Annotated in this window: 13 protein-coding genes; 12 read left to right on the plus strand and 1 reads right to left on the minus strand. The window is 59.5% G+C overall.

Annotation, left to right across the window (positions count from 1 at the left end; genetic code table 11):
* The 12 genes from cpaB (at position 1) to IVB50_RS15575 (ending at position 11,535) form a co-directional block, all read left to right on the plus strand.
* The gene (gene cpaB / locus IVB50_RS15520; protein ID WP_247296291.1) at positions 1 to 966 is read left to right on the plus strand and encodes a Flp pilus assembly protein CpaB; all 966 of its coding nucleotides are present in this window, start codon (positions 1 to 3) and stop codon (positions 964 to 966) included.
* Entirely contained in the window at positions 966 to 2,171 is a 1,206-nt protein-coding gene (locus IVB50_RS15525; protein ID WP_018458243.1) for a Flp pilus assembly protein, ATPase CpaE, read from the plus strand. The genes cpaB and IVB50_RS15525 overlap by 1 nt, the downstream gene beginning before the upstream one ends.
* Complete coding sequence (locus IVB50_RS15530) at positions 2,168 to 3,592, plus strand: CpaF family protein (RefSeq protein WP_247296293.1); 1,425 nt, start codon at positions 2,168 to 2,170, stop codon at positions 3,590 to 3,592. The genes IVB50_RS15525 and IVB50_RS15530 overlap by 4 nt, the downstream gene beginning before the upstream one ends.
* Entirely contained in the window at positions 3,589 to 4,521 is a 933-nt protein-coding gene (locus tag IVB50_RS15535) for a type II secretion system F family protein (RefSeq protein ID WP_166517753.1), read from the plus strand. Before IVB50_RS15530 ends, IVB50_RS15535 begins: the two co-directional genes overlap by 4 nt.
* Positions 4,518 to 5,426: a type II secretion system F family protein gene (locus IVB50_RS15540; RefSeq protein WP_018458247.1), complete on the plus strand. Its 909-nt coding sequence runs from the start codon at positions 4,518 to 4,520 to the stop codon at positions 5,424 to 5,426. Before IVB50_RS15535 ends, IVB50_RS15540 begins: the two co-directional genes overlap by 4 nt.
* A 2-nt stretch (positions 5,427 to 5,428) precedes the next feature.
* On the plus strand, positions 5,429 to 6,076 hold the full coding sequence (locus IVB50_RS15545; protein ID WP_247296295.1) for a methyltransferase: 648 nt from the start codon (positions 5,429 to 5,431) through the stop codon (positions 6,074 to 6,076).
* Between the two features lie 51 nt (positions 6,077 to 6,127).
* Positions 6,128 to 6,574 carry a hypothetical protein gene (locus tag IVB50_RS15550; RefSeq protein WP_247296297.1) on the plus strand — a complete coding sequence of 149 codons (447 nt, stop codon included), beginning with the start codon at positions 6,128 to 6,130 and terminating at the stop codon, positions 6,572 to 6,574.
* Between the two features lie 9 nt (positions 6,575 to 6,583).
* On the plus strand, positions 6,584 to 7,891 hold the full coding sequence (locus IVB50_RS15555; protein WP_085352044.1) for a TadG family pilus assembly protein: 1,308 nt from the start codon (positions 6,584 to 6,586) through the stop codon (positions 7,889 to 7,891).
* Complete coding sequence (locus tag IVB50_RS15560) at positions 7,888 to 8,307, plus strand: TadE family protein (RefSeq protein ID WP_345946552.1); 420 nt, start codon at positions 7,888 to 7,890, stop codon at positions 8,305 to 8,307. Before IVB50_RS15555 ends, IVB50_RS15560 begins: the two co-directional genes overlap by 4 nt.
* 494 nt (positions 8,308 to 8,801) lie before the next feature.
* Positions 8,802 to 10,505 (plus strand): type II and III secretion system protein family protein, encoded by a 1,704-nt coding sequence (locus IVB50_RS15565; RefSeq protein WP_247296301.1) that lies wholly within the window; start codon positions 8,802 to 8,804, stop codon positions 10,503 to 10,505.
* Between the two features lie 12 nt (positions 10,506 to 10,517).
* Entirely contained in the window at positions 10,518 to 10,916 is a 399-nt protein-coding gene (locus IVB50_RS15570) for a hypothetical protein (protein WP_018458253.1), read from the plus strand.
* Between the two features lie 169 nt (positions 10,917 to 11,085).
* The gene (locus tag IVB50_RS15575; RefSeq protein WP_247296302.1) at positions 11,086 to 11,535 is read left to right on the plus strand and encodes a tetratricopeptide repeat protein; all 450 of its coding nucleotides are present in this window, start codon (positions 11,086 to 11,088) and stop codon (positions 11,533 to 11,535) included.
* 37 nt (positions 11,536 to 11,572) lie between these two features.
* On the opposite strand, the gene IVB50_RS15580 is transcribed toward IVB50_RS15575, so the two are convergent.
* A complete protein-coding gene (locus IVB50_RS15580; protein ID WP_247296304.1) occupies positions 11,573 to 12,343 on the minus strand; it encodes a hypothetical protein in 771 nt (256 codons plus the stop codon).
* Between the last annotated feature and the right edge of the window lie 441 nt (positions 12,344 to 12,784).

Below are 12,784 nucleotides of genomic sequence, written 5' to 3' on the forward strand. Positions count from 1 at the left end.
ATGTCATCCGCGCTGCGTCTGTCGATCATCGTGGTGCTTTTGCTTGCAACCACAGCGTTCGGACTGATTGCCTATAGCATGAACCTGCCGAAGGCCACGCCTCCGGTCCCGGTACAGGTGACAGCGACGACCCTCGCGCCGGCGGCGCCGGCGACGGCCGGATACTTTATCGCGGTACGGCCGTTGCCGAGGGGGACGTTGGCCCGCGAAGAGGATTTCGCCGTGCGCGCGGTGCCGCCGGAGCGCGTTCCCCAGGGAGCTATCCTTGAAACCCCCGAGTCCAAGTCCGGACTTCCGGGTTCACTCATCCGCAACTTCGTCGAAGCGGGCAGTTTCATTACATTGCAGGATATCCTGCGTCCGCGAGACCGCGGTTTCCTCGCCAGTATCCTGGCGCCAGACAGCCGTGCCATCAGCATCAAGGTTGACGAGGAGGCCGGTGTCTCGGGCCTCATCAGGCCGGGCGATCACGTGGACGTCGTGTTGACCCAGGTTTTCGAGAAAGTCGATACCGCGCGTCGCGCCCTGAGCGAAACCGTTCTGCGCAATGTTCGAGTCATCGCGATTGATCAGGAGATCGTGCAGGGCGCGCGACCCATTAGCGGGATGGCAGGTAAGCAAACGCAGACTGTTTCACTGGAGCTTACGCAAGTCCAGGTCAAGAAAGTCACCGTCGCAAAGCAGCTCGGGACGCTCTCCTTGGCCGTACGCGCAGCAGTCGATCAGTGGGACAAGGCAGACACCGGCGCGATGTCGAGCTGTGATGTGTCGCCTGAACTTGCCCGCCAGTATGCAATTTCTGCACAGAGAACGGCAGTAGTCGTTCATTCAGGCGGTGAGGTCAAGCAATACACGGTCAGAAAGCAAGTGGAAGACGCTCTCGTCAGCTGCGACGGTGCATCGGATGCCGTAGGCCCGACTGCAACGGCGGTGGGTTACGATAACAGGTTGTCGGAGAAACGCTGATGAACATTGCCATAGCCACTCCGCCTGAAGAATCGACCTCAATCGTCACGCGTAACCGCATCGTCGGTTTCGTAAATGATGAGCTCAGCGCTGCGGCGTTGCGCAAGGGGCTCGAAGGCGCCAACCTCTCGATCAGGCGCGGCACGATCCGCAATGCCATACGGATGCTTGAAACCGACACCGACCTGTTTGCGCTGGTGGCAGACATCAGTGGCATCGATGATCCTTTTACTGAACTGGAAAGGCTGTCCGGCGTCTGTCCACCCGATGTCCGAGTAGCCGTGATCGGCGATAACAGGGAGATTACCTTCTACCGCGAGCTCCTGGAGCTCGGCTTGACGGAGTATCTGCCGCGGCCGCTCACGCGCGATATGGTGCTGGACAAGCTGCGCCCCAAGCTGCTCGGCGACGTGGCAGCCAACCACATCGATCGTGGCGGGCACGTGGTCTCGATCTGCGGGGCGCAGGGCGGCGCCGGCGCCACGAGCATCGCGATCAATCTGGCGCTGCAACTCGCCGAGACAACCAAGGCCAAAGTGGCGCTGCTTGATCTTCATTTGCAGGGCGGCGAGGCCGCCGTGATGCTGGGTGTTCGTCCCGGGCCGGGGCTGCGCATCGCTCTGGAAAATCCGATGCGGGCGGACACACTCTTCCTCGAGCGCGCGGCAATCGAAGTCAACGAAAGGGTTTGCTTGGTCTCGGCCGACGAGGACCTCGATGCGCAGCTCGAAATTACGGAAGCTGGCATACGACACGTGCTGGGTCTGCTGCGTCAACGGTTCAACTACATCGTCGTGGATGTACCCGTCCCGTTTCCGCCGTCGATCTATCCCGTGATTAAACTTTCCCGTCATGTGATGGTGCTGCTCGAATCCGAGGTGACCGGACTTCGCAATGCCCATGCGCTACGCGCCGCCGTGATCAACATCGCGGGCAAGGACCGGGTCTTTACCTTGCTCAACCGGGCCGGTCGTCCCGGGGGCCTGCCGAGGGCGGCGGTCGTCAAGGCGTTGGGTGCAGAGCCCGACATCGTCATTCCCGATCTCGGCAAGGGCATGACCGAGGCGCTCAATCTGGGCATTCCAGCTCTGAAGCACGTCAGAAAATTGCGGCGCCACCTGGCACCGATCGTACGGGAGATCAGCGGTGTCGCTGCTGAGCGGAGTGGCTGGTGGAGGAGGGTGCTCACAGCACATCTGCGATGAAAAAGTTTGGTAGGCGTGAAGACGACGCACCAGTTCACATATCTTCATTGGCGACAAGCCTCCCTGCATCTGCGATGGGCTTGCCTTTGCCGCCGCTCAGCACGGCTGCATCCGCACCGAGCGTGCCGTCGCCCGCGCCAAGGCGCGACGAACCGCCGATCGACCAACCCATAATCCCGCCTTCGCTGCGCGAACGGGTAATTGAGCAGATCGAGCCATCGGTGGCCGCAACCGTCTCGCGGGAAGTTCTCCGGCGGCAGATTGAGGAGATCATCCATCAAATTGCCAATCAGGAACGGCTCGAGCTGTCGGGCCGTGAGCAGCTGCAGCTCGCAGACGAAATTGCCGACGACATGACGGGCTACGGGCCGCTCCGTCCGCTACTACTGGACCAATCGATCAACGATATCATGGTGAACGGTCCGAGTAATGTCTACGTGGAGCGAAACGGCAAGCTGGAACGAGTTGCGGTGCGATTCCGGGACAATGGTCACATTGCTTCCGTCGCTCAGAAGATTGCCGCGCAGGTTGGTCGGCGCGTCGACGAGTCCAGTCCGATGGTCGATTGTCGCCTGCTGGATGGCAGCCGGGTCAACATCATCCTCCCGCCGCTGGCGGTCCATAGTCCGTGCATTTCCATCCGAAAATTTCCAAGCCGCCGTTTGGACATAACCGGATTGATTGAAAACGGCTCAATGACCGCGGCCATCGGACGTTTGCTGGAGATCGCCGCCCGCTCGCGGCTCAATGTTCTGGTCTCCGGCGGTACCGGATCCGGCAAGACGACGCTCCTGAACGCTATGAGCCAGTTCATCGATCACACCGAACGCATTGTCACGATCGAGGACGCGGCGGAGTTGCAGCTTCAGCAGCCGCACGTGATCAGCCTGGAGACCCGGCCTCCCAGCCTCGAGGGCACAGGGCAGGTGACACAGCGCGATCTGCTGGTGAATGCCCTGCGCATGCGTCCCGACCGGATCGTCGTTGGTGAGGTGCGCAGTGCCGAAGCATTCGACATGCTGCAGGCGATGAACACCGGCCATGATGGTTCGATCTCCACGGTACACGCGAATAGTACCCGGGATGCCCTGACCCGCATCGAAAACATGGTGCAGATGGGACAGGTCAATCTACCGTCGCGCGCCATTCGAAGTCAGATCGTCGCTGCGCTGGATCTCATTGTGCAGGTCGAACGCATGCGGGACGGGCAGCGCCGCATCATTCAGATCAGCGAGGTGATCGGCCTTGAAGGGGAGGTGATCACCACCAATGACATCGCAGCCTTCGAGTATCAAGAGGAGGATGTGAACGGGCGGATATCAGGCAGCTATAAGTCCAACCTTGCAACTCCGAAGTTCAAGAGCCGTCTTGTCTATTTCGGGCTAGATGGTGCTTGGGCCGAAGCCATGAGGCAAGTATGATGCTGGAGTCCGTGATCGTCACTGTTCTGGCCCTCGCGATGTGTGCAGGAGCCATCTCGTTGTGGCTCGACGCTCGGGAAAGACGCATCAATCGCCAGTTGGCGATTGCTCTGCCAACGTCGCATCCGGCTAACTTACCATCCATTCGCCGCTTGGAGACCGGGTCCCAGGCTCAGTTTCTCAATCGGCTGTCCAATTTCAATCCCGATATACCTTACGTGTTGCATCCGGCCTATGTGCTGCTCGCCGGTGCATTCGGAGCAGCAGCGATCCTTTATGCGAACAGCCAGCTGGGATATTCCCTGGTCTACGTGTCCATTGTCGCCGCAATCACGGCCATTATTGTGATACGAGGCCTGTTCGGATGGCAGAAACGTCGGTTCGCTCTTCAGCTTTTTCGACAGCTGCCTGACGCGATCCAGCTGGTGACAAGTACCGTGCGATCAGGCCTGCCTGTGCACGAGGCATTTCGTGCCCTCGCGCGCGATATGCCGCAGCCAACGGCTGGGCAGTTTGCCATCGTATGCAGCGAAGTGAATCTGGGTAGACCTCCAGAGGAAGCTGTCCAGGCTGTCTATCGGCGAACTCAGGTGGCGGAGTATGCGATCTTTGCGGTGACACTTGCCGTTCAGATGAAGTCCGGTGGCAGCCTGGCCGAGACCTTGCAGAACCTGGGAGACACTGTCAGGCAACGTGTTGCGCTGGCTGCTCGCGCCAAGGCACTGGCGGGAGAGGTGATCTTTTCCTCACGAGCGCTGACGGTCTCGCCATTGATTGCAGGTGGGGTCCTATACGCAGCCAATCCGCAAACCGTCGATCTGTTGTTCACCGATCCGGTCGGAAACAAGCTGCTGGTCTACGCAGTCGTTTCGGTGCTTGTTGGAGCCCTGGTGATAAGTTGGATGGTCAGAAGGGAAACAGCACTATGACCTCTGGTCTCAGTCTGGTGGCCCTCGCAGTCGTGGCTGGGACTGCGTCCTGCATGTTGATTATCCGCGAAATACACGTTCGTACATTGGACGCCCGGGTGTCGAACGCTGTGATGGGCGTTGCTGGCCAGTCTGCCCCCTTCCAGGATGTGACCGGTTGGTTTTCGTCACTCGGCATGCGGTATCGTCGCTTCTATGCTGAGGAAAATCTGGATCAGCTACGAACCATCCTTCAATCATCAGGTTTCAATCATCATCGAGCCTTGCCGACCTGGATCGGTGTCAAAGCCGTCAGCATGGCCCTCTGCCCGATCATCGCCGGGTGTGTCGCTCAGCTTTTCGGGAAGGCACTGCTGGATGTGCTGGTCTTCACACTTATTGGCGTGGCGATCGGCATTTTAGCGCCGCGATTGATACTGGCGGTGCTGAAGCGGCGGTTTGATGCCGCCATTCGACTGGGCACGCCGGATATGATCGATTTGCTGGTTGTGTGCAGCGAATCGGGAATGGGCCTGGAAAGCGGGCTGGCACGCGTAGCGCAAGAAATGCATGAAACCAATCCTGCTATAGCCCGGGTCATGAGCGGCCTTCTTGATGATCTCCGAATCCTGCCAAGGCGCAGCGACGCATTCGATAAACTGGGATCTACGTCGGATGGGCTCCGCCGGTTCGGACTCATGGTCGCCCAAAGCCTGCAATACGGAACGCCGGTGGGCCAGGCTCTGCGGAGTGTCGCTGTCGACCTCCGGCGCGAACGTATTACCAAGCTTGAAGAAAGAGCACACAAGTTGGGCGCCAAGCTGACTATTCCGATGGTGTTGTTCCTGCTTCCAGCCATGTTCGTCATTTTGGGAGGAAGTCCCATTCTGCACCTCGTGCGTTCGTTCGCCAGCTTCGGTAAGTAGCCATGAGCACGATTGCCCTGTCGAAAACCTCCTCTTACGATCGGACGATGCAACTGTTCGGCGGCATGTGGTTCATGTTGCTGGCGCTTGGCGTCGCCATCAAGATCGGATCGTCGGCTCATGATCCCTGGCCGTCGCTCCTGTCGAGTGTTTGCCTCGCTGTCTTCTACGTGCTCCTGGCGCTGTTGATCATCACGCGGCCTCCGGCGAAGGCGCAAGCGAACGGCCGTCTGCCAAGGATAGCGGCGTTCGTCGGTACCTACATGCCGTGGACGATCGCCTTCTTCGGCGAAACCGACAAGGCGTTACCAAACCTGGCGTCCACCGCGTGCGTGTTGATCGGCATGATCATGATGCTGGTCACCATCCGACATCTTGGCAGGTCGTTCAGTCTGGTGCCACAGGCGCGCAACGTGGTGCAAACGGGCCCGTATCGGTGGATCAAGCACCCGCTCTACCTTGCGGAGGAAATCGCCGTGTTGGGCGTGGTGCTGAGAAGCCCGACGCCGCTGACAGCGGCCTTGCTCGTCTTGCATATCGGCGTTCAGGTTTGCCGCATTTATTACGAAGAGGACCTGCTTCGTCGCAACTGCCCGGAATATTCCGGTTACGAAGTATCGCGCTGGAGAGTGGTCCCTTACGTTTGGTGAGTGCTGTTCCGGTCGATGACCGGATGGGTGACTATCGGTGGAGGTCAACTCATGAGCCGCAAGAAGTCTTTGGTCGTGGATCAACGCGGCGCCGTCGCACTTGAGACCATGATCGTCTACATTTTCTTGGTGTCGTTCCTGCTTGTGCCGCTCGCCGACTTAGCCGCCGCGGGCTTCCAGTTTATCTCCGCATGGAGCGCATTGCGCTCCTTCGGGCAGTATGTGCAGTACGCTAATCCGCTCGCCCCTGACGGCACGGTGAGCTGGAGGACAGGGCTACAGACCACAGTCGCAGGTCATGCGATCAGCAACCTTCAGGTTTTGTGCGGCGACGCAGGGGCCACCTGTTCGCCGAGCAATCTTGCTTCTCCGAAGTACATTACATTTTCGACAACCATCACTTTGGCTCCGCTTGGGGCACGCCCGCCTTTTGTGGGTTCGCTGCTGTGTCCCACCACCTGCACGTACACGCTGCGTCACTCAGAACGCTTCCAGTAGGGTGTTTCCATGCGTGATCTACTCCATTCCCAACGAGGCTCCGTCGCATTCGCAACAGTCATCGCTCTCGTGCCACTGATCGGAGTGGTCGCGCTCGGGGCCGAGGCTGGATCGTGGTACGTCACCCGCCAGCACGCGCAGAACGCCGCCGACTCAGCGGCCTATTCCGGCGCATTGCGGCTTTCATGTACAATGGCGGGTGCGGCCTGCGAGACGCAGTCAGTGGATTATCGGGGCAAGGAATTCGCGGCCCAGAATGGGTTTTGCAACTACAGTCCCAATGACGCTACCGCCTATCCGGGCAGGAATTGTCCGACGAGCCTTCCGACGAGAACCTCGCGGGTCGTGCAGATCGATATCGGCAACTACAATGCGGGCACGTTTACAACGCCCGTTGCGGGCACGGGCAACGCTGTGCGCGCCAGAGTCAGCCAGCAACAACCGGCGTACCTGGCGGCAGTGCTGGGCTTGACCACCGTCAACATCCCCGCCCAAGCCATTGCAATGGTCCAGCAGCCGACCAAGGCCTGCGTGCTGGCGCTTGGACCTGACTCAGACGCGCTTAAGCTTGCTGGCAACCTCAGCAACAACGGAACTGGCTGCGCGCTGATGTCGGATACCAATGTTAAACTCGCCAGCACTCCCACGTTCACCGGCTCGGGATGGGCGGTTTATGGTGTAAGGGGCTGCACCCCCTCAGGCAGCTGCAGCAATGTTAGCGTGCCGCACAACTATTTTATGACATACGCCAGTAACCCACTAGCGAAGCTAGACACGCAGGCATTCAACTCCTGGTCTGGCAAGACAACGAAACAAACGTGCAGCGGCACGTTGGTGCCGAATAACAGCACCAACCTGTACGGTGATCTGACATGCACAAACGGGAATGCAGTAAATTTTTCGCAAGGAACTTACTTCTTCTACAACGCGACGATCAAAATTACTGGCGGAACTGTCACTGGCACGAACGTTAACATCGTGCTGCTCGGAAATTCCAGTCTCTCAATCAATGGTGGTACCGTCAACCTGTCCGCGAACTTAAGCAACGCGACCTATCCCGATCTGAATGGCGTTTTGATTGACGATCAAAGTAGCAGTGCCGTCAAGATTAACGGTGGTGGCACTGTTGCATTAGGTGGCGCGATCTACTTCCCCAAGGCCGATGTTACGTGGAACGGTACGACTGCCAGCGCAAATACGACCTGTTCGCAAGTGATTGCGAAAACGATCGACATGAGCGGTGGCGGCTACCTCAGCACGCAAGGCTGTGCTCCGGCCACCATCATTTACACCCAAGTTGTCGCTTTGGTGCAATGATGAGAAAGCTCGACAATCGCGGTGTCGCGCCGTTTGAATTTATCATGGTGGCCGTGGCGCTTTTCACATTGATGTTCGTCATATTCGATCTTGGGCGCTATGCTATCACGATGCAATCCTTGCGGACGCTCGCGAGTGCTGGCGCCCGTGCGGTCATGATCAGCTGCTATACGCCTGCCTTGCTTCAAACCCCGCCGCAGTCGCCGGCCGGCTGCACCGGGGATCCCCTGTCAGCCGCGGCCAAGCAGAACGCGGCACCGTTCCTGTTTTTTGGAGGTCTCACGCCAACGCTGACCGTGGGGGCCAACAGCAACAGCTTGAGTGTTACAGCTTCCCAGGCAAGCTTTACGATGCTGATGCCCATATGGGGCACAGCGCTCAATGCGCCGAGCGCCTCCAACCAGATTCCCTTCTAGCGGCGAATATGGCAGCACGCCTGACATGTTTCGCTCGGCAGCGCCTCGTGGCCGCGCCGTTCGGGCATCCGCTTTTCGATCGGGGATCAAGAAGTTGGTCGAGTTTGGCCAAACGCGCGGGTGCGGAATTTCACCTGAGTGATTTGCACTCGGCCAAGCGAATCTCCGAGCGTGCGACCGAATGTCCTTCGATAGCAAAGCCGCGACGCAAGCGCGCGCCAATTGCACTCGTGCTGCGGGATAGTTCCCCACAGCCAGTGGGAATGATGCGCGCTGGCAACATTGAAGCGTTTTCTTTCTCCTTGCGGCGGTGCGGTAAGTATCTCGTCTTGCAAGCTGCCTGCATCAGGGAGGATGATCTTGGAGACACGACGTAACGAATTGTAATGGGACAGATTGTAAGCTCTGCGACGTGGTGCGCAGAGGGGAAATGTTGAGGACGTCGAGCACGTAGATTTGCGGGGATCTCCGTGGATCGCAGTGGGGGGACTCGGATGAGTGGCGATGGCGTTTCGGGTAACAAGGTCGGGAGGCTTCTCGCCTTCGGCGTGATGGGTCTGGGCGCGGCGCTCGCCTCGTCTGGGCTCACTGACCGCGCGGCGGCTGCAGACCGGCGGGGCTCCTCCGGCGGCGTCATAGTCAGCGAGATGAACGACGTCCAGCGGGTCAAGCTCGTCCTCAACAAGTCACGTACCTTCAAGGTCGACACGGCCTTTGCGACGATCGTGGCGGGCTCGTCTGACATCGTCGACGTGAAGTCGCTGAGCGATCACCTCATCTACGTGCAGGGCAAGCAGACCGGCACTACCAACGTCATCCTGTTCGACAGCTCGATGAAGCAGATCGGGATTCTCGACGTCGAGGTCGTGATCGATACCGGCAATCTGCAGCAGAACATCCGGACCAGCACCGGCGGGCAAGGTATCCGCGTGTCGGCTTCCGAGGGCCAGGTGGTGCTCAGCGGGGTCGCGGCCGACGCAGTTACGGCCGAGCGGGCCATGGCGATCGCCACCAGCACGGTCGCGAAAGGGGGCGTCGTCGTCAATGCCATGAGCGTCGCGGCTCCGCAACAGGTGATGCTTGAGGTGCGCTTTCTCGAGGTCACCCGGGATGCCGGGCGGGACATCGGCGTAAACCTGTACGCGGCGAACGCAAATGGGACCAACGTCGGGAACACGGGACGTGGCGGGGTGGTGCCTGGGGGCACACGGCGAGTGGCCATCGGTGGTAACAGCATAAACAGCACTCAACGTGTCACTGTCACCGGGACAGATCCATCGGACAGAACGACAACCACGGTGAGTAGTAATAACGTGGGTGCTAGTCCAACTGGCAGCCTTCCGCTACTCGGAACGGTAGGAACGCTCTTGGGGACCGCGGGCGGCATAGCTCCGGCGCCGTTCGGAAGCTTGTTGACCAGCATCATCCGAACGAGCAATGGGGGCTCGGTAGACTTATTGATCTCGGCGCTGGAAACCAAAGGATTGGCACGCCGGTTGGCGGAACCAAATCTGACCACGCTGTCCGGCGATGCCGCCCGCTTCCTGGCCGGCGGTGAGTTTCCAGTGCCAATACCGACCCAAACGTCGAACGGCTTTCCTACAGTTACTATCGATTACAAGAAGTTCGGCGTCGAGCTGGCCTTCGTCCCCACCGTGCTCTCGCGCGGCGTGATCAACCTTCGGGTCGAGCCGTCGGTCAGTGAACTTGACTTCGCTAATGCGGTGACGATTCAGGGCACGACCGTTCCAGCATTGACCCGTCGCGATGCGCGCACGACGGTTGAGCTGCGCGATGGTCAGAGTTTTGCGATCGCCGGCCTGCTGCAGACCCGCAACCGTCAGGACGTTTCGCAATTGCCCTGGATCGGCTCGGTGCCCGTGCTGGGAGCCTTGTTCAGCAGCAAATCGTACCAGCAGGAAGAAACCGATCTGGTGATCATCGTGACGCCGCGCCTGGTGGCGCCGGCGGCGCCCGGTCAGCAATTGGCCTCGCCGCTCGACTCCCGCCTGCCGGCCAACGACGTCGATTTCTTCCTCAATGGTCAGATGGAAGTCCGCAAGCGTTACAATGACTACGTCAATTCCGGAGGCGAAGTGAAGGGACCGTATGGCCACATCATCGCGCCTGAAGTCCGGGCCCCCATCGTCGTCCCGGCCGCTAGTGCCGATCAGACGGTCGTCAAAACTCTAAACTAAAGGACGCGCGAGATGACGATCAGGCATCTGGTTCTGTTTGCGCCCATCCTGCTCGGGGGATGTTACGGCGTCGCCGGTCATGACGAGGTGGACCGCTACTTTCAGCGTTCCAACAGCATCACGATGACCGCCGGCGATGCCAAACAGGTCAACGCCGTGACCCATACCATCCACCCATGGCCGCGATACGTGGGCGATCGCCGGATCGCATATGACGCGCGACGTGTGGGCTCGGCCGTGACGCGCTACGGCAACCAGCAACAGCCGGTGGATCAGCTTCCCGATAACGGTGATCCGACGAAACTAATGGGCCAGCGCCCGCCCGTCACGCAGAATGTCAACGTAACTGGATTGGGAGCGGGAGCATCGTCGGGCATATCGGTGCCAGTCGGCGGGGCAGGGGGCAGGTAGCGGCTTTTGGTAGTTGAGTTCAGCGACGGGACATTGAGTGCGGTGCAGTGAGTCCGCTGGGCCGGGCGGGGGATAAAAAATTATGCGACGTGCCATTCTACTGCTGACCTGTTGCTGGCTGGCGCCAGGCCTTGCGGCATGTGACCAGACCACGAGGGTGGCTGCCGTCGTGGCTCCCGTCGACCCACCGGGTGGGGACCCGGTGCAGGAGCCGACCGACGTCAAGTACTACCCGTCGGACGAGCCTGTGCGGCTGGGGCTGGAGCATTACAATCGCGGCAGTTACGGGCTCTCACAGCGCTATTTCAAGGACGCCGTCGAGAAATCACCCAAGGACGTCACCGGCTGGATTGGTCTCGCAGCGAGCTACGACAAGCTGCGTCGTTTCGACCTGGCCGATCAGGCCTATTCGCAAGCGATCCGGCTGGGAGGCGAAACCGTTCAGATTCTGAATGACCAGGGATATTCGTACATGCTGCGCGGCAATCTGAATGCAGCGCGACGGAAATTCGAGAAGGCCTATTCGCTCGACCCAGGTAATCCGGTCATCGCCAATAACCTCGAGCTTCTCAATGGCAGCCGGCGGTTCATTGAAAGACCACCAAACAACCAGCCATAAGCAATCGACCGGATACTGCGATCACGGCCAGTTCTCGTCAATTTGGCCCAATCACAGCATCAGCGTGACGGCTGCCGCTGCGGACGATGACAACAACGCCATTGCGAACGGTAAATCGTGCGCCGAGCAGTTTCCGCACCTTCTCCGTGATCGGAGAGGGAAACGGAACGGTGTCTCCCACGACGGGTTCGCCGACCTTGATCGTCTCAGTCGCGGAGCCTGCAACTGGTGCAGGCTTGATATAGTCTCGGACAAGCTGAATCTCTTCACGTGATAGGATGAGCGGAGCCTGGTCAGGACGGGTCTCCGACGGCGGCTTGGATGTTTCACTGCTTGCTTTTTCACGTATCTCATTGGTGCTTGCGATCTGATCGAACCTGGCTACGCGTAGCTTGAGCGCGATGATGTCACGTTGCAGTGCTGCGATCTCCAATTTGCGCGCGTTGGCCTGCATGAAGACAATGATCGCGCAAACGCAGCCCACGACAAAGCCGACGCTCAGCAATGCGATCAACCACCGCTCAAAGTTTCCCATCGACCGTCCGGCCGTCCGGGGGAGTTGTTCGCGCTGGAGATGGCTCCGCCAGATGCGGCGTGCTCGGTGCATCCAGTCGGTAGAGCCCGTTACGCTTGCCGCCGGCCGGCCTGACCCAAAATGCGCGGGCGACGAGGCGGCTTCCTCTCGGGCCGGATCAACTAACGACGCCGTGTCGACTTGCTCAAGCTCTAGATCCTCGGGGACGCGATCCTCGGTAGTCAGATGAGCGGCAGGGTGGAAGGGATCCATCTGCTTATCGAGCCGGCCCATCTCCATTCTCCGTGGAGCCATCTATCAACTTCAGCAGTTCCGCCGACGCGGATAGAATAGGGTACCTGAAGATTGGATCAATCGGAACGAAAAAGGCGCCAGGCCGCGCCGTGAACCGTTCTGAGGATAGCTTCAGGAGATAGGGCACCAACAGATGCCAAGTTTCGCCCCGCGAATGCACGTTCCGACCACGCGGACCATAGACAGTGCAATGAGGCACCATGTCGTGCGACGAATGCCCAATTTCAGCTGGTTAAGCCCAGGGTGCGACCGGTACGTTATTGGTTGTTCTACCGCTGTGGCTGTCTCTTAATGAGCCGCTTTATCGGGTTCTTCAGACGCTTACGCCAAGGCGCTTGCATGCGTGATAGCGCGCGCCATGACTAAGCGAATCTGAAGGGCAGCTGCGTTGCTCGATCGATCGCTAGCTGCCCCCTTTTC

The organism is Bradyrhizobium sp. 87, assembly GCF_023073015.1.
Classification (GTDB): Bacteria; Pseudomonadota; Alphaproteobacteria; order Rhizobiales; family Xanthobacteraceae; genus Bradyrhizobium; species Bradyrhizobium canariense_D.

Bases quoted from the DNA above. Each gene is read 5' to 3' on its own strand.
- cpaB (WP_247296291.1), top strand. From the start codon at position 1: ATGTCATCCGCGCTGCGTCTGTCGATCATCGTGGTGCTTTTGCTTGCA.
- IVB50_RS15525 (WP_018458243.1), top strand. From the start codon at position 966: ATGAACATTGCCATAGCCACTCCGCCTGAAGAATCGACCTCAATCGTC.
- IVB50_RS15530 (WP_247296293.1), top strand. From the start codon at position 2,168: ATGAAAAAGTTTGGTAGGCGTGAAGACGACGCACCAGTTCACATATCT.
- IVB50_RS15535 (WP_166517753.1), top strand. From the start codon at position 3,589: ATGATGCTGGAGTCCGTGATCGTCACTGTTCTGGCCCTCGCGATGTGT.
- IVB50_RS15540 (WP_018458247.1), top strand. From the start codon at position 4,518: ATGACCTCTGGTCTCAGTCTGGTGGCCCTCGCAGTCGTGGCTGGGACT.
- IVB50_RS15545 (WP_247296295.1), top strand. From the start codon at position 5,429: ATGAGCACGATTGCCCTGTCGAAAACCTCCTCTTACGATCGGACGATG.
- IVB50_RS15550 (WP_247296297.1), top strand. From the start codon at position 6,128: ATGAGCCGCAAGAAGTCTTTGGTCGTGGATCAACGCGGCGCCGTCGCA.
- IVB50_RS15555 (WP_085352044.1), top strand. From the start codon at position 6,584: ATGCGTGATCTACTCCATTCCCAACGAGGCTCCGTCGCATTCGCAACA.
- IVB50_RS15560 (WP_345946552.1), top strand. From the start codon at position 7,888: ATGATGAGAAAGCTCGACAATCGCGGTGTCGCGCCGTTTGAATTTATC.
- IVB50_RS15565 (WP_247296301.1), top strand. From the start codon at position 8,802: ATGAGTGGCGATGGCGTTTCGGGTAACAAGGTCGGGAGGCTTCTCGCC.
- IVB50_RS15570 (WP_018458253.1), top strand. From the start codon at position 10,518: ATGACGATCAGGCATCTGGTTCTGTTTGCGCCCATCCTGCTCGGGGGA.
- IVB50_RS15580 (WP_247296304.1), bottom strand. From the start codon at position 12,343: ATGGGCCGGCTCGATAAGCAGATGGATCCCTTCCACCCTGCCGCTCAT.